Consider the following 21,180-nt stretch of genomic DNA (forward strand, 5'->3'; position numbering starts at 1 on the left):
TAAATCAATATAAGATTATAAAAATTTACGATAAACTAAATATGTAAGGTAAATTTAACTAAAGAGGAGATATTTTATGAGAAGAGTTTTAGAGTTTAATAGGCTTATTAAGCTTGTTACTTTACCAGGAGGTGAAGGTAACAATGTATTATAATCTTGCATTTAGAAATGTAAAAAGAAGTTTTAGGGATTATTTAATTTATTTTTTAACCTTAACTTTAGCAATAGCATTATATTATTCATTCAACTGTATTATTTCCCAGGAGATAATGATTCCAGTAACTGCTAAAAATATCGTAAATCTAAGGATTATAAATCAAGTTTTAGATATTTTAACAATATGTATGTCTGTTGTATTAGCTTTTTTGATTATATATGCTAATAACTTTTTAATTAGAAGAAGAAAAAAGGAGTTTGGAATATATATAAGCTTAGGGATGAGAAAATCAAAGATATCTAGAATTCTATTAATTGAAACTATTGCTATAGGTATAGTTTGTTTAATTGTAGGAATGATTATAGGTATATTTTTATCACAAGCATTAGCAGCATTTACAGCTAGAATATTTAATGTCAGTTTCTTAAAGTACAATATTATTTTTTCATTTAATGCTTTTATTAAAACTATTTTATGTTTTGGACTAATATTTATTTTTATAAGTATTTTTAACATAGTAATTATAAGTAAATATAAGGCAGTAGATTTAATTTATTCAGTAAATAGGAATCAAGAAATAAAAGTAAAGAATATAAAACTATCTATAATAATCTTTATATTAGCAGTAATCACTTTAGGATCAGCTTATACAATAATTCTTAGAGTAGGTGAAGTAGCAGAGATTACAAGGTCAATTCAGGTAGCAATAATTCTTGGAATAGTAGGGACTGTATTATTCTTTATTTCTATATCAGGATTTTTTATAAATTATTTTAGGAAAAATGAGAGGGTATATTTTAGAAATTTAAATCCTTTTATACTAAGACAATTAGAAAATAGTCTTAGTAATAATTTTATATCAATGAGTATTATAAGCTTAATGTTGTTTATAACAATATGTATTTTTTCAGCAGGATTAGGAATGGGACTAAGTGGCTATTCAAGTTTAAATGTAAACTTTAGATATCCATATGATGCTGTTATAAGTAATATTGGTCCAAATGAGAATATCATCAGCTTACTTAAGAATAATGGTATTGATATGAATTTATATATAAAAAATGATGTTGAATATAATAGATATACTATAAATGAGACAATAACTGATATGATAGAAAAAAGTTATTTTGCTTCTTTAACACCTGTTGAGTATACACAATTAAAAAATCAATTATGGGATACCTATATTATGAAGCTTTCAGATTATAATAAGCTTTTAGAGATGAAAGGAGAAAAGCCAATTTATCTTAAAGATAATCAATATGCAGTATGTACTAATAAAAAAGATCTTATAGCTGCAAATGATAAGGCTTTAAGTTTAGGAAATAAGATTGATATAAATAATAAAGAATATGTTCCAGCATATAAGAACGTTTTGTATAATAACATCACAAATATAACAGCTGGTTCAAGTTCAGAAATTTTCATTCTTCCAGATAAGGCATGTGATAAACTACAAATTTTTGATAAGACTTTAGCTATGAATTTTAATAACAAGTTTACATATAAACAAGCAGAAAAAATTCAGAAGCTATTTGCTAATTTACAAAAGAACACAATGCTTGGAGAAGATTATTTCTTTACTAGCAGAAAAACAATGGAAGTAAGTATTCTTAGTTCATGTATGATGGCATCTTATATAGGTTTTTATATAGGAATGATATTCTTAATAATTAGTGGAGCAATTCTTTCAATTCAAAAATTATCACAGGTAAGTGAAGATGAAGAAAGATATAAGATTCTTAGAAAACTTGGATATGATAAGAAGATGATAAATAAAGCATTAGTTATGCAAATAGGCATGTATTTCTTAATTCCACTTGCAGTAGCTATAATAAATTCTGTGTCTGGACTTATATTTTCATATAGAGTAATACATTTAGATAGAGCAAGAAATTTTACCTATAATATAATATTTGCTGTAATATTCATAGCTATAATTTATGGACTTTACTTTATAACTACCTTTATGGGAGCTAAAAATATAATAAATAAAAAAAGATAAAACATTAGAGAGTAAAATTTGGTGAATTTTACTCTCTATATTTATATAATAAAAATAAATTTAAAAAGCTGTTGACCTTCACGTAGCGGAATCCTTTATTATAAAATTGTCAGGAGGAAAGAGGATGGAATATACAATTAAAAAGCTTGCAGAGATTGCGGGAGTTAGTGTAAGAACTTTAAGATATTATGATGAGATTAATCTTTTAAAGCCAAAGAGAATTAATTCATCAGGGTATCGTATTTATGGGCAAAATGAAGTTGATTTATTACAACAAATTTTATTTTATAAATCAATGGATATGAGATTAGATGAGATACAAGAGATAATTTCTAAGCCTGATTTTGATATTTATAAATCATTAATTGAGCATCATGAAAAGCTTATTTCCAGACGAAATCAGCTTGATAGTTTAATTTTAACTGTTGAAAAAACAATAGCTTATAAAAAAGGAGAAAGGGATATGGCAGATAAAGAAAAGTTTGAAGGTTTTAAAAAAGAAAAGTTAGCTGAAAATGAAAAGAAGTATGGTAAAGAGATTAGAGAAAAATATGGTGATAAAACAGTAGATGCTTCTAATAAAAAATTTATGAATCTTAGTGAAGAGGATTTTAAAAAGATGAAAGAGATTGAAGCAGATATGTTTAAATCTTTAGCAGAGGTTGCAAAGACAAAGGATTTAAATTCAGCTGCTGCTAAAAATGTATTTAAAAAGCATAAAGAGTGGCTAAAATTCTCATGGCCTAGTTATTCAGCTCAGGCTCATATAGGGCTTGCACAGATGTATATTGCAGATGAAAGATTTGCTAAATATTATAATGATAGAGCTGGAGAACGAGTAGTTAATATCTTATGTGATATTATTTCTTTATACGCAAAATAAGAGAAAAGTTTTATAAATAAAAATGTAATAATGTAATATTAATAAATACACCCTCATAGATGTAAATCATGGGGGTGTATTTATGTATTGCAAAGAATGTGGAATGATGTATACGAATGAAGAAGCTAGTTATTGTTTAAGTTGTGGAGTAAAAAAAGGTAATGGAAATAAATATTGTTCAAATTGTGGTACTCCAAGAAAAAGTGAAAATCAAGATGTGTGTTTAAACTGTGGAAAAGATTTTAGAAGACCATTTGGGGGATATGATGGAGAAAAATTAAAGCTTGTTACTTTATTGCTAGCAGTTTTTATAGGATCACTTGGAGTTCATCAATTTTATGTAGGGAAAAATCAAAGAGGAATACTTTATATAGCTTTAACAGTACTAGGCTTTTTAACTTTTGGTATAACAACATGTATTGCATATGTACTAGTTTTAATAGATATAGTAAGAATACTTTTAAATAAGTTTAAAGATTCGGATGGTAATGTAGTAGAGAGGTGGCTTTAGTTAATTTTTATTATTAGTAAGCTGTGGATAACTTTTAGTTAAAGTTATCCACAGGTTTTTATAAATAAGGATATTAACATAAAATAAAAAAGAGATATTTTCAGTATTTGAAAATATCTCTTCTGAGTGGAGGATAAAGATAAATTTAAAATTAAGTTGCAGTATAAAATTTACTTTATATTAATTATATTATTTTTTTAATAAGTTTATTATTTCATCTATTTTTTTTGCACCAAAATGGATTTCTTCATTATCAACAATAATTGCAGGAACACTCATTATTTTGTATTTATCTCTTATTTCTTTGAAGTTTGAGATATCTAACATTTCAGTTTCTACATTCTTATTTTCTATAGCTATTCTTTGTCCTGCAACAACTACTTCAGGGCATAAGTGACATGATAATGATACACATACTTTAACTTTCACAGGTTTATCAATAGATTTTATTGATTCTAAAACTGATTCAGGTAATTGTTGTCCTGGACCTGCAAGATTATATATAGCTAAGATGAATGAATTTAATTCATGTCCACCAGGAACTCCATGAAACTTAACTCCGCTATATTCCTTATTATGATCTAATAAAGATACTACTGGGAATTTATCTGCATGTACCTTTTCTTCTATTTCTAAGTTTTCACCCTTATTATAGATTTCAGCTGATAATTTATCTCCTAGATCAGCTATATCAAGAATTAAATCTCTAAGTTCTATAGATTTTTCATTTTCTAAATCTACTATTGAAACAAGAGTAACTTCCTTTTCCATTCTATCTAGAACATTTTTAAGTTGAGCTCTCATAGCATCATTTAAAAGTGAACTTTTCTTTGAAACTGAGCCAAGTTCAGTATTTGAAGGAGTAGCTTCTTGTTTTACTTGTTCTTTTTTAGCAGCTACAGGTTCATCTTTAATTCCAAGTCTAGTTTTTAATGCAGCAACATATTTTTCAGCTACTGTTGCTGCAATTGCTCCATCAGAAACAGCAGTAACTATTTGTCTGAGTTCCTTAGGTCTTAAATCACCAGCAACATAAACTCCTGGAATTTTAGTTTCCATATTTTCATTTGTGATTATGTAACCACGTTCATCTAATTCTAAGATATCTTTAAATAAATCACTTTTTGGTGAATATCCTACGAATACGAAGATTCCAAAGCTTCCATCTTCTTTCTTAGCATTATATACAAATGTTTCACCAGTTTGATTGTTAATAAATTTAGCGTAGTTTACTAAACCTTCTCCACCAGCTTCAACTATTTCTGTATTGAACATTACTTCTATTTTAGGATTATCTAATGCCATGTCAGCAATTGATTTTGAACATTTAAATTCAGCATATTTTGAAACTATTGTTACTTTTGAAGCATATCTTGTTAAAAATACAGCTTCTTCTGCAGCAGCAAATCCACCACCAATAACAAATACTTCTAATCCATCAAAGAATTCACCATCACAAGTAGCACAGTAACCTATACCTCTACCTGTAAATTCTTCTTCACCCTTAAATCCAATTTTTCTTGGCACGGCACCTGTAGCTATAATAACAGCTCTAGCTTTAACATCCCCATTATTTGTTGATAAAATTTTAAGGTCTTTGTCTGATTCAAAATCTACTGATGTAACTTCAGCCCCCATAAATTCAACACCAAACTCTTCAGCTTGTTCTCTCATTTCAGCCATAAGCTTAGGTCCATTAGTACCTTTAGCACCTGGGTAGTTAGAGATTTCATATGTTTTAGTTACTTGCCCACCAATTTCATCTTTTTCTATAATTAATGTATTCATTTTAGCTCTTCCTGCATATAAAGCAGCTGAAAGACCAGCAGGTCCTCCACCAATTATAACTAAATCATAAATTTTATTCATAATAACTCCTCCAATCAAATAATCTTAATCAAAATATTTTTAAAATATTTATCTCTAAATAACTTAAAAATATTTTGATAAATAAAAGAGTGGAAAAACCACTCTTTTTATTTATTAAAGCTTTCCTATTAAGTCTAAGCTTGGTGTTAATGTTTCTTCACCTGGTTTCCATTTAGCTGGACAAACTTGATCTCCGTGTGCTGCAACAAATTGAGCTGCTTGAACTTTTCTTAATAATTCTTCTGCATCTCTTCCGATTCCATTGTCGTGAACTTCGTAAGCTTTGATTTCCCCTTGAGGATTAATTACGAATGATCCTCTTAAAGCTACACCTTCTTCTTCGATCATTACTTCGAAGTCTCTAGCTAATTTTCCTGTTGGGTCTGCTAACATTGGATATTGAATTTTTGAGATTGTATCTGTTGTATCAGCCCATGCTTTGTGTACAAAGTGAGTATCTGTTGATACTGAGTAAACTTCACATCCGATTTCTTTAAATTTTTCGTAGTTATCTGCAAGTTCTCCAAGTTCTGTTGGACATACAAATGTGAAATCAGCTGGGTAGAATACAAATACTGACCATTGACCCTTTAAATTATCTTGAGTTACTTCTTTGAAGTCTCCATTGTGGTAAGCTTGAACTTTAAAGTCTGAAACTTTTTTATTGATTAATGACATATTAAAACACCTTCCTTATGATTATTTATATTTGATATTATGTATCACGTCTTCTTGTAATTAATAATAATTATTATTTAATAAAATGTCAATATAATATTGGATAATAATTATTAATTAGAAACGATAGTGATTATCATTATCCTTTTTTCTTCGATTTTCTTACTTAAAGTACCTAAGTTGAATTTTTATATTTTTAAGTATCTGTATAGTACTTTTCTTATTATTTACTATAAGGAGATTTTTATTATAAGAATATTAAGTGGGCTTTACTTTATGTAATGTTTTAAGAGTTATATTAGAAATAAAAAGATTAATTAGAGTGAGGGGTGTAGTCTTTAAAAACAGATGAATTATAGATATGTAAAATTAAATTAAGGTACAAAATTATACAATTATCAATAGAATATAGTATAAAATAGGGCTACATTTTTTAGTTGTACCCTAGTATCCTAGGAGGATGATATGACTTTAATATTAATAATAACGCTTATTGTCTATATAGGAATGATATTTTTTGCTAAGCATAGGACTTCTATTGCATTTATAGGGGCTGGATTTTTACTCATTCTAGGAAGTGTAAGCTCATATTTTGATGTTAATGCTGCCTTTTTAAAGTTTCCAAGTGAAATAATTATTCTTATTATAGTTTTAGCCTTATTTACAGACCTTTTTGAAAGGGTAGGATTAATAAATTATATTGGATATAAATTTATATCTTTTTCGAAAGAAAATAGAATTATTATAATGATTACAATTCCACTTATAGTTTATTTTATGTCACTTTGGATGAATAATCTAACTGTTGTCTTATTATTTACCTACATGGCTTTATATCTATGTATGGAATATAAGTTACCCATTATTCCTGTTTTAGTTAGTGTAGTTATAGGATCTAATATAGGTGGAGCACCACTTCCTTGGGCTGATACACCAGCAGTTATACTAACTTTATATACTAATTTTAATTTAGCAGATTTTTTAACTAAATTATTTATTCCCTGTTTAGTTTATGTAATTTTACTAGCAGGGTACACTTATATGTACTACAAACACTTTACACCAAGTAAAGAACTGAAAAGAGAGATTCCATTTAAGAAGAAGCCACCTGTAAGATGGCATGAAGCAAGATTACCGATGATAGTTTTTGTTTTATATATTATTGCAGTTAGTGTGGGGCCTTTTGTTGGAATATCAATAGCTTATATATCTTTATTATTTGGTGGTATTTTATTAATTATAGATAAACCAGACCCAATGGATACTTTAAATAAACTTCCTATTATGGATTCAATAGCTTTTATAATAGCTTTATTTTTAATAGGTGGGATTTTAGAGTATAGTGGAATTTTAAAAATTGCTGCCGAATATATTATAGGTCTTACTAATAATAATCCTTATTTAATATTATTATCAGTTTTATTTATTGCTTTTATAATTGCAACATTCTTATCAGCAGGTCCAGCAGCAGCAACCTTACTTCCTATTTGTGCTGTCTTAGCACCTTTAATTCCATTTAAATTAATATATGCAGCTTTAGCACTTGGAGTATTAGCAGGAAGTAGTATGTTGCCATGGTCTGCAACAGGGGGGCCAATACTTCTTAGTCAGGTTAATAGATTTGCAAAAAGACCTCATGTTCCAAAACCTGAAAAAGATAGAATTAACGTAATTTTTAACTTAAAAGAATATCTAAAATTTTCAATACCATTTTCATTAATAATATTATGTTTAAGTGCGGTATATCTATTAGCATATCTAAAGATATTAAGCTAATATCAAAAATATAGCCACGATTATAAATTAGTATATTATAATCGTGACTTTTATAAGATAATCATCTTAAAAGAAAGGTTTAGCATTTCTACATTGACCTCTAGTTTCAACTCCTCCAATATCTCCTATGGATGATTTAGATTTATTAAATATAGTATCTATATCTAAAAAATCTCTTATAGATGTAGATGCAAATTTATAAGCTAAATATACTGGATCAGTTACATTTATAAGAACTCTATTTGGAGAACTAGCAAAATTAGCTCCAGCATTCATTATTTCTTCATAGTAAGATTGACAACCACCTGCAAAAATAACTAAATCATCATAGTTTTTATTATAATGCCTAGCTATTTTTGCAGACTCTACATAGTATTTAGAATTTTTATAATTATTAATATCAGTAGAATCTAAAGTATCTTTTGCTAGAGCATCATGACCTGTGAGTATTAAGATATTTGGATTATATATTTTTAATAAATCCAATATTTCAAAAGGTTGTTTCTTTTCTGGTATATTAAATCCTATGGCTTTTACTCCAAATTTTTTATATAAATCTATACATCGTTTAAGATAAACTTTATCTGAATCAATATGAAGAATTAATCCTAATTTTTTATCTGATATTGAAGAAGCACTTTTAAGACTTGTATAACAAGTTTCAGCTAGCTTACTCTGTTTTAAAGTTTTATTTGGAGTATATAAAGTATCTAAGTTATTTAAATTAGGGCTAATAAAAAAAGAATCAAGGTCATGTATATCAGTATCTGCTATCAATCTATAGTTTATACCTGACAGAATAACATGATTTCCTTGAATCTCTTTAATAATAAATCCAATATCAGAATTATATGATTTTCTGCTTACTAAATCTCCTATATTCATTTATAGCCTACCTCCTAGCTTATGATAATATATACTATTCAGTAAGGTTACATAATGTTATATTCTATTACTAAATTATTTTTTATTTAATAGACTTCATAAGAAATTTAAAATCTCAGAATATAATGAGCTTAATTTAAAAAGGGATATATAATTTTTAGATTTATATTAAAAATATTTTAGAATAATATAACTATCAGTATAAGTTTATCTAAGTATTATCAAATAATAATCAATTTCAATAAATTTGAGTATTATTTTATTTTTATAGGGGAACTTTATATGTTAAAGAGGCTAGTTATATTAATTTAAAAGAATATAAAAGGAGGAAGGTAACTAATGAAGAAACTAATAAAATCACTAGAGAATTATCCAGTTGGAATTGTAGGAACTGGAGTAGCACTTATGGTTTTAGCAGATGCATGGCAAGTTAAAAATGTACAGTTTTTAATTCCTATTAGTGTAGCATATACATGGATTGCATTAGCTATAATGCTTATTAAAATCATATTTTATCCTAAAAAAGTTTGGGTTGAGATAAAAAATCCTGTTGTAGGAACATTTTATCCAATAATAGATATGGCAGTAATGTTACTTGCCCAATACTATTTACCAGTTATGCCTGAAGTATCTAAGTTAGCTTGGACATTATCAGTAATAGTACATTTAGCTTATTATGTTTTATTTACCTTTTTTGTAATACTTAAAGATTTTAAATTTACAAAGCTTGCACCAAGTATATATGTAGTTCTTGCAGGAGCAGCAGTTGCTACTGAAACAAGTCCAGGAATGAGACATCCATCAATAGCATTATTTACTTTATACTTATCAATGATATCCTTTATAGTTTTATATCCTATAATGTTATATAAAATATTTAAAAAGGATGCTTTACCAATTTCAATTAAGCCAACAGCAGCACTTTTAGCATCACCTGCTTCATTAACTTTAATAAGTTATTTAATAGTAGTTCCAAATCCAAATATGTACTTAGTATATGGATTAGCAATATTATCAATAATAAATATTATTATAGTTTATACTGTAATGCTCAAATTATTTGTAACAGGATTTAAACCATTGTTTGCAGCATTTACATTCCCATTAACAATATCTACTTTAGTAATGTATCAATTACATGATAGTTTAATAGGGATAAATTCAAGTTTAGCTAGAATTTTTAATATTATAGGAAATGTAGAACTAGCAATTACAACATTGACAATCATTTATGTATTAATAAATCTTCTTATATTATTCTTACGCATCTTTATTCCAAAGACTGCTGAATAATTAAAAAGATATAAATAAAAAGAGCCTACAATATAGATTAAATTAATTTATATTGTAGGCTTTATTTTTATTGTTTTTTATTAAGTTTTCTTTTTTTAAAATAGAACATTCCACCAATAATAGTTATAAGTATTATTAATATAAGTACTACTGTAGAGTATTCATCAATATATTTTAAAATATCTCTCCATGAGGAGCCAGCAAATGCTCCAAGATAGACAAGAACAGTATTCCAGACTAAAGTTCCAATAGTTGTATAGATTAAGAAAACTGCAAAATTCATTTTAGCAACACCTGCTGGAATAGAAATTAAACTACGAACTATAGGAATACATCTTCCTATGAGAACAGCAAATTTACCTTTATTATTAAACCAATTAATAGCTTTAGTTACATCAGATTTTTTAAAACCAAGTAATGATATAAATTTATAATCTATAATTTTATAAAGTCTTTCTTCAGTAAAAAATGTACCAATAAAATATAAAACAGCTGCTCCTATTATAGAACCTAGAGTTGCGAATAGTATTACATAAAGTTCTGTCATATTTGTATATGTAGTCATAAATCCACTAAAAGTTAAAATTATTTCAGATGGTATTGGTGGAAATATGTTTTCAATAGCAATAAGTAGTAGTATACCAAAGTATCCATATTTATTTATGTTTTGTATTAGAAAGGTTTCCATTAAAGACCTCCATTTATCTAGTGAAATTTTTTGCATTGGTCATATCTATATAAGATATGACCAACTTAATTTTTATAATGTTATTTTCTTTTGATAAGTTTAAATAGTTCAACTTGAATAACAGAAAGTAAAGATAAGAAAAGAATAATAAGCCAGTTCTGTATTGAAAGAGAAGTTAAACTAAATATAGATTTTAATGCTGGTATAAATAAAATAGCCATCATTAAAAGTCCAGAAATTATAAATGATAAGAATAGGTAAGGGTTATGAGCCTTATTTCTAGAGAACATAGACTCAGTATTTGAATGCTGACTAAAGGAACGTAACATTTGTGAAAATGCTAATACACAAAATGCCATTGTTTGTCCCGTAGCATAATCAAAATACTTAATACCTATAATATAAGCTGATATCGTTAGTAGAGAAACAAATATACCTTGAGTAAGCACATTTATAATAAGCTTTCTTTCAAATAATGTTCCTGATTTTACTGGAGGGTTATTCATTATATTTTTACTTGCAGGATCTACTCCAAGAGCAAGTGCAGGTAAGGTCGCTGTAGCAAGATTTACCCATAATATATGAACACCGAGTAGTGGCATATCCCAGTTAAATAATGTTGCAATAAATAGAGTTAAGATTTCAGCGATATTTCCTACTAATAAGAATTGTATAACTTTTTGTATATTTCTATAAATTCTTCTACCTTCTTTCATAGCATAGGCAATAGTAGTAAAATTATCATCAAGTAATATCATATCAGCAGAATCTTTTGCAACATCTGTACCATTAACCCCCATAGCAACCCCGATATCAGCTGCTTTTAAAGCAGGAGAATCATTAACACCATCACCTGTCATAGCAGCAATTTCGCCATTTCTTTTCAGTGATTTAATAATTCTAAGTTTATCATTTGGAGATACACGAGCAAATACAGTAGTTTGATTTACTAATTTATCTAATTTATCATCACTCATTAATTCTAATTCATCACCAGAAATTGCTTTATCACCGTTAGAGAATATTCCTAGCTCTTTAGCTATTGCAACTGCTGTAGTTTTATGATCACCAGTAATCATAATAGTTCTAATACCAGCACGCTTACAAGTTTCTATAGATTTTTTAACCTCTTTTCTTGGAGGGTCTATCATACCAATAGCACCTATAAAAGTAAGATTATTTTCTATATTATCGCCTTCTTTAGGAATATCTTTTAATGTTGACTTAGCAAACCCTAAAACACGTAAAGCTTTAGATGACATTGAAGAACATATACTGTGGATTAATTCACAGTCTTTATCAGTTATTTTTCTTATTCCATTTGAATCTAAAATATTTGTACATAAAGGAAGCAATTCATCTATAGCACCTTTAGTATAAGAAACTAAAGTACCATCGATATTTGATACTGTAGTCATAAGTTTTCTATCTGAATCAAATGGTTGCTCATATACACGATTATGATTTTCTTCAAATTCATCCTGATTAATACCAAAGTGTTTAGCCATAAAGATTAAAGCACCTTCTGTTGGGTCACCTAATATCTCATTTTCTTTATCGGGATTAAGGTTAGCATTGTTACATAGTGCACTAGCAAATACTATATCTTTATATTCTGGTAAATCTTTTTTATCTATATCATTCATAGAAGTAATTTTAGAATTATTTAGATTAGCACTACTAAAAATATGAGTAACAGTCATTTTATTTAAAGTTAGTGTACCCGTTTTATCAGAACATATAACGGTTGTACTTCCTAGAGTTTCAACAGCTGGTAATTTTCTAATTAAGGCATTTTTCTTAGCCATATGCTGAATACCAATTGCCATAATTATAGTTGCAGTAGCGGGTAGACCTTCAGGAATTATTGATATAGCTAAAGAAATTGCAATCATAAGCATTGGTATTAATGGTTTATCATATAGTAAGCCTATAATAATTATGAGTATACATACGACTATACCAATTATAGTTAGAATTTTACCTACATATGCAAGTTTACGTTTTAAAGGAGTATCATCATTTTCCTCTGAATCTAGTGATTTAGCTATTTTACCAACCTCTGTATCCATCCCAGTATCAACAACAACACCTATACAACGACCGTAAGTTATTATAGAAGATGAATAAAGCATATTAGTACGATCACCTATAGGACAAGATTTAGGTAATATATCTTGTGAACTTTTTTCAGATGAAGTAGATTCACCTGTTAATGAAGATTCTTGGACTTTTAAATTGTAAGATTGGATTAAACGAATATCTGCAGGAACTATACTACCATCCTCTAAAAAAACAATATCTCCAATAACAAGGTCTTTAGCAGGGATTATGCTTTCCTCACCTTGTCTTAAAGTTATAGCATTAGGAGCACTCATATTTTTTAATGCTTCTAATGATGACTCAGCTTTTTTTTCTTGAATAATACTAATTAGAGTATTAAGTATAATGATAAATAAGATTACAGACCCCTCAACTATTTCTCCTAAAACAAAAGATAGGATTGTTGCAAAAATTAGAATTAGTACCATAGGATCTATTAATTGAGAGTAAATCATTTGTAGAAGTGTACGATTAGGCTTTTTTCTTAATTCATTAGCCCCGTTTTTAAGTAATCTGTTTTTAGCCTCGAGATCCGACAGACCATCCTCAGAAGAATCTAGATTTTCTAATACTTCTTGAATTGTTTGTGAATGCCAAGGCATCTGTTCGTGATTTTCCATTAAGGAATATCCCCCCTTGAATTTTAAAATTTTAAGGATAATTATATATAATATTGAATTTAATGTCAATGAGTTTAAGTAAAATTATTTATCAATATAATTCTATTTAGATGTAGAAATTTTTAATATCTCTGAGTTTAATGCAGATAGTTCACTTTCTATGAATCTCTTTTTAAATTTTAGACTTTCTATTTGTTCTTCCATTGATAGTTTAGATTTAGAATAGTTTTTTTCTTTTTCTTCTAATGAGTTATTATATTCATTAAGTTTATATTCTATTGCAGTTAAATCATCTCTTGAAGCTGTCATTTCTTCTGATTTAAAGAACTTATAACAGTTTTTATAAAGTACTTTAATTGTATTTATATCAACTTCTAATGTTGATAATTCATATTTAATTTTTTCTATTCTTTCTTTTAATTCTTCTAATTCCAAAATTCGTGTCTCCTTTGTATCGTTTAGAACTTTTAAATTTATGTTTTTAGGAGTCATTCCTTTTTCGTGTAGAATTTTTAATGCTATACTTGCATTAGTATTTTTCATAAATATTATTCTCCTTTTATATGTTACTTATAGTACCTTATATGTTTGAAGCTTAGATTTAGAACAATATTTATAATTTAAATAAAAGATAAGATAATATTTTTTTAAAATTAACTTATTGACATTATCACTAGTTAGTGATAATATTAAGTCATGAGTTATATAGATGAAATAATAAAGGAAAATAAATTAGATTTGACTACGCTAATTGCTTTTACTAGAGCAGAACATAAAATTCATAAACTAGAATATGAAACTATTAAAAAAAGTGGTTTAACAATAGCTCAGTTTGGTGTCTTAGAAACTTTATATAGTAAGGGTGACTTAAGAATATGCGAACTAATAGAAAAGCTATTAACTACTTCTGGTAATATCACTGTTGTTATAAAAAATTTAGAAAATTGCGGTCTTATTAGGAAATTACAAGATCCATTAGATAAGAGAGCAAGTCTTATTTCAATAACAGATAAAGGTAGAGATATCGTAGAAGAAATCTTACCAGAACATGTCAGAAATATAAGTAGAATATTCGCAGTTTTAACTGAAGAAGAAAAATTAACATTAAAAACAATACTTAAGAAATTTAAAGATTTATAATTAAATCTTTAATTTTTAGATAAATATCACTAATTAGTGATAAAAAGTTTGTTTAAATAAAAAAATATATATTTGGATAAATTAAAGAATATAAATGAATATTAAAAATAATAAGGGATTGTATAAAATAATATACAATAAAAGGAGAAATAAAATGAGTAAAGTATTATATATAAAAGCAAATATCAAACCAGAAGGACAATCAAGAACTTTTAGAGTATCGGACAGTTTCATAGAAGAATATAAGAAGCTTAATCCTAATGATGAAGTTCAAGTATTAGATTTATATAATGAAAATATAGACTTTTTAAGAGCTGAAAATTTAGGCGAATTATTTGGACCAAAGGATGAAAATAGTAAAAATAGTCCATTATTAAAATATGTGTATCAATTTGCAGAAGCAGATAAAATCGTAGTTGCAGATCCTATGTGGAATTTAAGTATACCAGCAATATTAAAGGCTTATATAGATTATGTATCAGTAGCAGGTATTACATTTAAATATACAGCAGAGGGTCCAGTAGGTCTTCTAGGTGGAAAGAAAGCATTACACATCACATCAAGAGGTGGAGTATACGGGGATTCTCCATTTGAAATGGGAGATAAGTACTTAAGAACAATATTTGGATTCTATGGTATTCAAGATATACAAACTATAGCTGTAGAAGGTGTAGATATAGTAGGTGTAGATGTTGATGCTAAAGTCCAAGAAAGTATAGAAGTAGCTAAAAATATAGCTAAAGATTTCTAATTTTATAAAATGAGAATTTAAAGAGTTATAAAACAAAGGATAAAAAATAAAATAAAAAATCTTATTTAGAAATTAAGATTTTGGGGAGAAGGGTTATTATGAAAAAATTTAGAAATATAGAAACAACATTTAAAGGAACAGGGTTCCACTTTGTAGGAGATGGGTTTAAAGTATCACAATACTTCCCAGCAAATAGAAGTGAGTTAATGCAACGTCTTTCACCATTTATATTATTGGATTATGGTGCACCAGAATATTTTGCACCAACAGATAAAAGACTTGGTGTAGATGCTCACCCACATCGAGGATTTGAAACTGTAACTATTGCTTATTCAGGTAGTGTGGAACATCACGATAATAAGGGGAATCATGGAATAATAGGGCCTGGAGATGTTCAATGGATGACAGCAGGAGCTGGTGTTCTTCATAAAGAATATCATTCAGAAGAATTCGCTAAAAATGGTGGAATACTACACATGATTCAATTATGGGTTAACCTTCCAGCTAAGGATAAGATGACAAAGCCTAAATATCAACCACTTACAAAAGATGATATGGGAATTTATAATCTTGAAAATAATGAAGGTCAAATTAGAATTATAGCAGGAGAAGTAAATGGGGTAAAAGGACCAGCAAGTACTTTCTCAAATATAAATCTTTATAATGTTGATTTAAAGAATAATGGAAAAGTTACTTTAAATGAACCATCCAATCATAATACTGCAATACTTGTAATAAAGGGTGAAGTAAAAGTTAATGAAGATAAAAACTTCAAGGCTGATGATTTCATATTATTTGATAATGTAGATGGAGAAATAAAAGTTGAATCAATTGGTGAAGAAGCAACATTTATAGTTTTAAGTGGTGAACCACTTAATGAACCAATAGCTTCAGCAGGTCCATTTGTTATGAATACAAGAGAAGAAATATACCAAGCATTTGAAGACTATAGAAATGGTGAGTTTGGGGATCTTGAATTTTAATTAATATAAATTAGTAAAAGGGGCTGTCTCATAATACCACAATTTGGAAGAGTGAGACGGTTCCTTTTATTTTAATTTATTTTTATGCATGATAAATAAAGGTATTAGAAATACCCATTTGAATAAATATGAAAAAATGTTAGAATAAGTGCTTTTTTAATCTACCTGTATCTCTTTTGCTAATATAATTAATCATATTATGTGCTAATGAAATTAATAAAAATTGCGTTTCAACGTTTTTTAATCCTCTGTATGAAAACCTTCTAAACTTTCTACTTTCTTTTATCAATGCAAAGACACCTTCAACTTGTATTGATCTGTTTGTCCTAAGTTTAATACCATATTCAGATTTTATGTTTTCATTTGATATTTTTCTCATTAATTGAAATTCTTTATTTACTTGAATTGTTTTATTTCTATTAGTTTTTTTACATAATGATTTAAATTCACAGTTACTACAGTCTTCTGCTTCATAAATATCTACAATATATTCGAAACCACTTTTATTCTTGCGTTTCCCCGTATATTTATAACTTAAAGTTACGTTATTAGCACATATGTATTTATTATCTTTAGGGCTATAAGTCATATTATCAATATTGCTTACTTTGGTTTTGTAATTTCTTTTTTTTCTTATTTCATAATTATTAGGTTTAATATATGATTTATAGTCATTTTCTTTTAGATATCTATAATTTTCTAAACTTTCATAACCTGCATCTGCAATTATATTTTTATATTTATGATATTTAGATGTATCTTCTAGAAATGGAATTAACGTATTAACATCCGTTCTTTCTTGAGAAGCCATAAAATTTACTATATATCCAGAAGCAACTCCTATTTGTATATTGTAAGCCGGTTTTAATTGTCCATTTAGCATGTGATCTTCTTTCATTCTCATAAATGTGGCTTCAGTATCTGTTTTAGAAAAACTATTTCTTTTTCCTAAGATTTTTTCATAAGTGCAATACCTTTCAAGTTTTTCTATATATTCAGTTATTATTTCATATTCTCGTTGAACGGGTGATTTCCGTTTACCCTTGCCATAAACAAATTTAATAGCTTCATTACTTATCATTTCTTTTAAATATTTTTGCAAAATTAATAGGCAATATAAATAATCATCATTAACAGAAACCCCATAAAGTAAAAAGTGATTTTTAATCTTTTCTTGTAATTTTTCCTTAGATTTCTCTATGGACTTTCTCCACACAAAGGAATATTTATTAGCATATGCCTCTATTTTAGTACCATCAATGAAGATATTTTCAAAGTTAATTTCACCAATAGATGAAAGATAATCAACAAACTTACTAAGTATTTTCTTCATAAGTGGAGATACTTTTTTTATAAATCTGCATATTGTATTTCGTGTAGGCGGTTTTAAATTTTTTAATAACCAAATAAAATCTAAATTTCGTTTACACGCATCTTCTATTTTTCTACTAGAATATATCCCTTTTATGTAAGCATAAACTATTAATTTTAGCATAGTAATTGGTTCTACCGCTGGATTTCTACCTTTTTTGTAGAGATTACTTAAATCCTTTCTTATTTTTAAATTATCTATAAAGTAATTTAGCGTCCTCACCATACAATTTTTTTCTAGAATATTTTCTGTATTTATGGTTAAATTTATATCATAGGTTTTGTTTGTTTTTTGCATACTTATATTTTAAACAAAATCTATAAAAAGTCGTTTAAACGCAAAAAAAGGGATTGCCTCTAAAGATGGAATCTAATTCCACTTTGAGACAGTCCCTTTTTTGTTGCTATTTAGTTTATATATTATTTCTAGCTTTATTATGGATAATATTGTATTGTTTATATAAGTAATTTAAGGAGGAGAAATAAATGATAAGAAAACTTAAGTCTAGAGATATAGATAGAATAATGCAGATATGGTTAAAGAGTAGCATTGATGGGCACAGATTTATTGAAGAGAGCTATTGGAAAGCTAATTATAATTTAGTTAAAGATACATATATACCTGCATCAGAAACTTTTGTATATGAAGAGGATACAAAGATAAAAGGATTTATAAGTTTAATTGATGGTAACTATATAGGAGCTTTATTTGTAGATATTGATTATCAAGGGAATGGTATAGGGAAAAAACTTATAAAATATTTAATTGATAGATATGAAAGTTTATCTTTATCTGTCTACAAACAAAATGAAAAGGCAGTAAATTTTTATAAGAATATTGGATTTAAAATTGTTAAAGAAGAAGAAAATGAGGATTCAGGATTTATGGAATATCTAATGAATTTTAAAAAGTAAAATTTAAGTTTTCTAAAAAATATTAGGATAAAAAAATAAAGTTATAGCAATTTTAATTAAGACTTAAATTCCAAGTGTTTATTGCTAAAATTTTTAATAACTATAAAAATAAAGTCGAATTAAAATTGAGTGGTTGATGAATATGGAGTAAAAGATAAGTAATAGAAGTCTAGCATTAAAAAACTCCTTTAAAATGATTTAATTCTGGTTTTACTTTTATAAAATCGATAATTATAATATATTAAGTTAGATACTATATATAGTATTATATTGGACGTTTGAAATTGAAAAACACTACATATTGTATTAGGAAGGGTGGAGAGAAAATGATAGAAAAAGCGTGTGAAACTGCTATGAGCTATCTAAAAGATGATTCAGATAGATATTCAAAAGATAAGTTAATTGATAGATTAGAAAATATAATAACTCCAAATATGAACGAAAAAGAGATAAGAAATTGTATTATGCAAATTAGTTTAGAATTAACTTCTCAAATTGAACCAAATTGGCAACAAATAGCTTCTCATATTTATGTTTTAAATTTAAGAGAAGAAGTTGCTAAGAATAGGGGAATAGATAGCAATGAAGTTTATAGCGATTTCTATAGCTTTATAAAGGAGTTAACTGAAGAAGGGTTATATGGAAAGTATATATTAGAGAATTACTCTAAAGAGGAGATAGAGCTATTAGAAAAGGAAATAAAGCCAGAGAGAGATTTTCTTTTCACTTTTAGTGGAATAAAGCTTTTATCAGAAAGATATTTAATAGAGAATTTTGATAGAAAGAAAAAGGAATTACCACAACAAATGTTTATGGGAATTGCTATGCACCTTGCGATTCCAGAGAAAAAAGAAAATAGATTACACTGGGTAAAGAGATTCTATAATTCATTAAGTACATTAAAGGCAACAATGGCTACACCAACTATGTCTAATGCTAGAAAGCCATTTTATCAATTAAGTTCATGTTTTATAGATACTGTTGATGATAGTCTTAATGGAATATACAAATCAGTAGATAATTTTGCTAAAGTATCTAAATTCGGTGGGGGAATGGGTGTTTATATAGGAAAAGTTAGAGCACTTGGTTCATCAATAAGAGGATTTAAAGGTGCTTCAGGTGGGATTATTCCTTGGGTAAAGCTATTTAATGATACTGCTGTAGCTGTTGATCAATTAGGTGTTAGAAACGGCTCAGTTTCAGTTTGGCTTGATATTTGGCATAGAGATGTAGCTGAATTCTTACAAGTTAGAACTAATAATGGAGATGATAGAAAGAAAGCTCATGATATATTCCCTGGTATATGTTACCCAGATTTATTCTGGAAACTTGCTGAAAAAGATATGTCATCAGAGTGGTATATGATGTGTCCTCATGAAATAAGAACAGTTAAAGGATATTCATTAGAAGATTTCTACGGTGAAGAATGGGAAAAGAGATATTACGATTGTGTAGCTGATGATAGAATCGAAAAAAGAGTTATGCAAGTAAGAGAGCTTGTTAGACTTATAATAAAGAGTGCATCAGAAACAGGAACACCATTTGCATTTTATAGAGATACAGTTAACAAGATGAATCCTAATAAACATAAGGGAATGATTTATTCATCAAACTTATGTACAGAAATTATGCAAAATATGAGTGCATCAGAAATTCAAAAATCAGAAATAATTGATGAAAATGGAGATACTATTGTTGTAGAAAGAACAAAGGCTGGAGATTTTGTTGTATGTAATCTTTCATCAATAGTACTTGGAAATGTTAATGTTAATTCAGAAGAAGAACTAGAAGAGTTAGTTGAAACACAAATAAGAGCTATGGATAATGTTATAGATTTAAATTATTATTCAGTTCCTTTTGCTGAAATAACAAATAAAAAATATAGAGCAATAGGACTTGGAACTTCAGGTTATCACCATATGCTAACTAATAATGAATTCTTATGGGAAACAAATAAACATATAGAATTTGTTGATAAAGTATATGAAAACATAAATTACTATGCAATTAAAGCAAGTATGAAGATTGCAAAGGAAAAAGGAAGTTACAGTTTATTTGAAGGTTCAGACTGGCAAACAGGTGAATATTTTGATTTAAGAGATTATAACTCAGATAGATGGAATGAGCTAAGAAATGAAGTAAAAGAATTTGGACTAAGAAATGGCTATTTATTTGCAATAGCACCTAATGGTTCTACTGCTACAATTTCAGGAACATCAGAAGGAATAGACCCTGTTGTATCAAAATTCTGGTTAGAAGAAAAGAAAGGTAGCATAGTTCCAAGAACAGCTCCAAATCTAAGAATTGATAATGGTTACTACTATATGTCAGCATATGAAATAGATCAATTATGGTCAGTAAAAGCTGCTGCTACAAGACAAAGACATATAGATCAAGGTCAATCATTTAACTTCTATATAACAACTGATATGACAATGAGACAAATAGCTAATTTATATATAGAAGCTTGCAAGCAAGGAATGAAGAGTATCTACTATGTAAGAAGTAAATCTCTAGAAATTGAAGAATGTGCAGTTTGCTCAGTATAGATT

17 protein-coding genes are annotated in these 21,180 nt (G+C 27.5%); 10 read left to right on the forward strand and 7 right to left on the reverse strand.

The window, feature by feature from the left end:
- Positions 1-143 precede the first annotated feature (143 nt).
- The 3 genes from BN8917_RS03155 to BN8917_RS03165 all read left to right on the forward strand — a co-directional run bounded on the left by BN8917_RS03155 (position 144) and on the right by BN8917_RS03165 (position 3,556).
- Complete coding sequence (locus BN8917_RS03155) at positions 144-2,162, forward strand: FtsX-like permease family protein (RefSeq protein WP_066870513.1); 2,019 nt, start codon at positions 144-146, stop codon at positions 2,160-2,162.
- Positions 2,163-2,286: 124 nt separating this feature from the next.
- Positions 2,287-3,045 (forward strand): MerR family transcriptional regulator, encoded by a 759-nt coding sequence (locus tag BN8917_RS03160; RefSeq protein WP_066870516.1) that lies wholly within the window; start codon positions 2,287-2,289, stop codon positions 3,043-3,045.
- Between the two features lie 82 nt (positions 3,046-3,127).
- A complete protein-coding gene (locus BN8917_RS03165; RefSeq protein ID WP_066870519.1) occupies positions 3,128-3,556 on the forward strand; it encodes an NINE protein in 429 nt (142 codons plus the stop codon).
- A gap of 189 nt (positions 3,557-3,745) precedes the next feature.
- Here the strand turns inward: BN8917_RS03165 and BN8917_RS03170 are convergent, their stop codons facing one another.
- Positions 3,746-5,425, reverse strand: coding sequence for an FAD-dependent oxidoreductase (locus BN8917_RS03170; protein ID WP_066870521.1), 1,680 nt, complete (start codon positions 5,423-5,425; stop codon positions 3,746-3,748).
- A 114-nt stretch (positions 5,426-5,539) separates the two neighbouring features.
- On the reverse strand, positions 5,540-6,103 hold the full coding sequence (ahpC, locus tag BN8917_RS03175; RefSeq protein WP_066870524.1) for an alkyl hydroperoxide reductase subunit C: 564 nt from the start codon (positions 6,101-6,103) through the stop codon (positions 5,540-5,542).
- A 465-nt stretch (positions 6,104-6,568) separates the two neighbouring features.
- Here ahpC and BN8917_RS03180 point away from each other — a divergent pair, with 465 nt between their 5' ends.
- A complete protein-coding gene (locus BN8917_RS03180) occupies positions 6,569-7,879 on the forward strand; it encodes an ArsB/NhaD family transporter (protein WP_066870527.1) in 1,311 nt (436 codons plus the stop codon).
- 66 nt (positions 7,880-7,945) lie between these two features.
- Here the strand turns inward: BN8917_RS03180 and BN8917_RS03185 are convergent, their stop codons facing one another.
- Positions 7,946-8,764, reverse strand: coding sequence for a sporulation peptidase YabG (locus BN8917_RS03185; protein WP_066870530.1), 819 nt, complete (start codon positions 8,762-8,764; stop codon positions 7,946-7,948).
- Positions 8,765-9,103: 339 nt separating this feature from the next.
- Here BN8917_RS03185 and BN8917_RS03190 point away from each other — a divergent pair, with 339 nt between their 5' ends.
- The gene (locus BN8917_RS03190; RefSeq protein ID WP_066870533.1) at positions 9,104-10,057 is read left to right on the forward strand and encodes a TDT family transporter; all 954 of its coding nucleotides are present in this window, start codon (positions 9,104-9,106) and stop codon (positions 10,055-10,057) included.
- Positions 10,058-10,124: 67 nt separating this feature from the next.
- On the opposite strand, the gene BN8917_RS03195 is transcribed toward BN8917_RS03190, so the two are convergent.
- The 3 genes from BN8917_RS03195 to BN8917_RS03205 all read right to left on the reverse strand — a co-directional run bounded on the left by BN8917_RS03195 (position 10,125) and on the right by BN8917_RS03205 (position 14,011).
- Positions 10,125-10,745: a DedA family protein gene (locus BN8917_RS03195; RefSeq protein WP_066870536.1), complete on the reverse strand. Its 621-nt coding sequence runs from the start codon at positions 10,743-10,745 to the stop codon at positions 10,125-10,127.
- 80 nt (positions 10,746-10,825) lie between these two features.
- Positions 10,826-13,468 (reverse strand): calcium-translocating P-type ATPase, PMCA-type, encoded by a 2,643-nt coding sequence (locus BN8917_RS03200; protein ID WP_066870539.1) that lies wholly within the window; start codon positions 13,466-13,468, stop codon positions 10,826-10,828.
- 102 nt (positions 13,469-13,570) lie between these two features.
- On the reverse strand, positions 13,571-14,011 hold the full coding sequence (locus tag BN8917_RS03205) for a hypothetical protein (RefSeq protein WP_066870542.1): 441 nt from the start codon (positions 14,009-14,011) through the stop codon (positions 13,571-13,573).
- 153 nt (positions 14,012-14,164) lie between these two features.
- Between BN8917_RS03205 and BN8917_RS03210 the strand changes: the two genes are divergently transcribed.
- The 3 genes from BN8917_RS03210 (at position 14,165) to BN8917_RS03220 (ending at position 16,342) form a co-directional block, all read left to right on the forward strand.
- A complete protein-coding gene (locus BN8917_RS03210; RefSeq protein ID WP_066870545.1) occupies positions 14,165-14,608 on the forward strand; it encodes a MarR family winged helix-turn-helix transcriptional regulator in 444 nt (147 codons plus the stop codon).
- Positions 14,609-14,762: 154 nt separating this feature from the next.
- Positions 14,763-15,359: an FMN-dependent NADH-azoreductase gene (locus BN8917_RS03215; protein ID WP_066870548.1), complete on the forward strand. Its 597-nt coding sequence runs from the start codon at positions 14,763-14,765 to the stop codon at positions 15,357-15,359.
- 98 nt (positions 15,360-15,457) lie between these two features.
- The gene (locus tag BN8917_RS03220; RefSeq protein WP_066870551.1) at positions 15,458-16,342 is read left to right on the forward strand and encodes a pirin family protein; all 885 of its coding nucleotides are present in this window, start codon (positions 15,458-15,460) and stop codon (positions 16,340-16,342) included.
- 139 nt (positions 16,343-16,481) lie between these two features.
- Here the strand turns inward: BN8917_RS03220 and BN8917_RS03225 are convergent, their stop codons facing one another.
- Positions 16,482-18,011, reverse strand: a complete 1,530-nt coding sequence (locus BN8917_RS03225; protein WP_084748467.1) for an IS1182 family transposase — start codon at positions 18,009-18,011, stop codon at positions 16,482-16,484.
- Positions 18,012-18,199: 188 nt separating this feature from the next.
- On the opposite strand from BN8917_RS03225, the gene BN8917_RS03230 reads away from it, so the two are divergent.
- Positions 18,200-18,628, forward strand: coding sequence for an N-acetyltransferase (locus tag BN8917_RS03230; RefSeq protein ID WP_066870554.1), 429 nt, complete (start codon positions 18,200-18,202; stop codon positions 18,626-18,628).
- 326 nt (positions 18,629-18,954) lie between these two features.
- On the forward strand, positions 18,955-21,177 hold the full coding sequence (locus tag BN8917_RS03235; protein ID WP_066870556.1) for a ribonucleoside-diphosphate reductase subunit alpha: 2,223 nt from the start codon (positions 18,955-18,957) through the stop codon (positions 21,175-21,177).
- Positions 21,178-21,180: the final 3 nt, after the last annotated feature.

This window comes from Clostridium mediterraneense, assembly GCF_900091705.1.
Taxonomy (GTDB): Bacteria; Bacillota; Clostridia; order Clostridiales; family Clostridiaceae; genus Sarcina; species Sarcina mediterraneense.

What these genes read in the sequence shown, in the direction of transcription:
- BN8917_RS03200 (WP_066870539.1), bottom strand. Translation starts at nt 13,468, where the DNA reads ATGGAAAATCACGAACAGATGCCTTGGCATTCACAAACAATTCAAGAA.
- BN8917_RS03170 (WP_066870521.1), bottom strand. Translation starts at nt 5,425, where the DNA reads ATGAATAAAATTTATGATTTAGTTATAATTGGTGGAGGACCTGCTGGT.
- BN8917_RS03190 (WP_066870533.1), top strand. Translation starts at nt 9,104, where the DNA reads ATGAAGAAACTAATAAAATCACTAGAGAATTATCCAGTTGGAATTGTA.
- BN8917_RS03195 (WP_066870536.1), bottom strand. Translation starts at nt 10,745, where the DNA reads ATGGAAACCTTTCTAATACAAAACATAAATAAATATGGATACTTTGGT.
- BN8917_RS03235 (WP_066870556.1), top strand. Translation starts at nt 18,955, where the DNA reads ATGATAGAAAAAGCGTGTGAAACTGCTATGAGCTATCTAAAAGATGAT.
- ahpC (WP_066870524.1), bottom strand. Translation starts at nt 6,103, where the DNA reads ATGTCATTAATCAATAAAAAAGTTTCAGACTTTAAAGTTCAAGCTTAC.
- BN8917_RS03165 (WP_066870519.1), top strand. Translation starts at nt 3,128, where the DNA reads ATGTATTGCAAAGAATGTGGAATGATGTATACGAATGAAGAAGCTAGT.
- BN8917_RS03160 (WP_066870516.1), top strand. Translation starts at nt 2,287, where the DNA reads ATGGAATATACAATTAAAAAGCTTGCAGAGATTGCGGGAGTTAGTGTA.
- BN8917_RS03185 (WP_066870530.1), bottom strand. Translation starts at nt 8,764, where the DNA reads ATGAATATAGGAGATTTAGTAAGCAGAAAATCATATAATTCTGATATT.
- BN8917_RS03220 (WP_066870551.1), top strand. Translation starts at nt 15,458, where the DNA reads ATGAAAAAATTTAGAAATATAGAAACAACATTTAAAGGAACAGGGTTC.
- BN8917_RS03215 (WP_066870548.1), top strand. Translation starts at nt 14,763, where the DNA reads ATGAGTAAAGTATTATATATAAAAGCAAATATCAAACCAGAAGGACAA.
- BN8917_RS03210 (WP_066870545.1), top strand. Translation starts at nt 14,165, where the DNA reads ATGAGTTATATAGATGAAATAATAAAGGAAAATAAATTAGATTTGACT.
- BN8917_RS03225 (WP_084748467.1), bottom strand. Translation starts at nt 18,011, where the DNA reads ATGCAAAAAACAAACAAAACCTATGATATAAATTTAACCATAAATACA.
- BN8917_RS03180 (WP_066870527.1), top strand. Translation starts at nt 6,569, where the DNA reads ATGACTTTAATATTAATAATAACGCTTATTGTCTATATAGGAATGATA.
- BN8917_RS03230 (WP_066870554.1), top strand. Translation starts at nt 18,200, where the DNA reads ATGATAAGAAAACTTAAGTCTAGAGATATAGATAGAATAATGCAGATA.
- BN8917_RS03205 (WP_066870542.1), bottom strand. Translation starts at nt 14,011, where the DNA reads ATGAAAAATACTAATGCAAGTATAGCATTAAAAATTCTACACGAAAAA.
- BN8917_RS03155 (WP_066870513.1), top strand. Translation starts at nt 144, where the DNA reads ATGTATTATAATCTTGCATTTAGAAATGTAAAAAGAAGTTTTAGGGAT.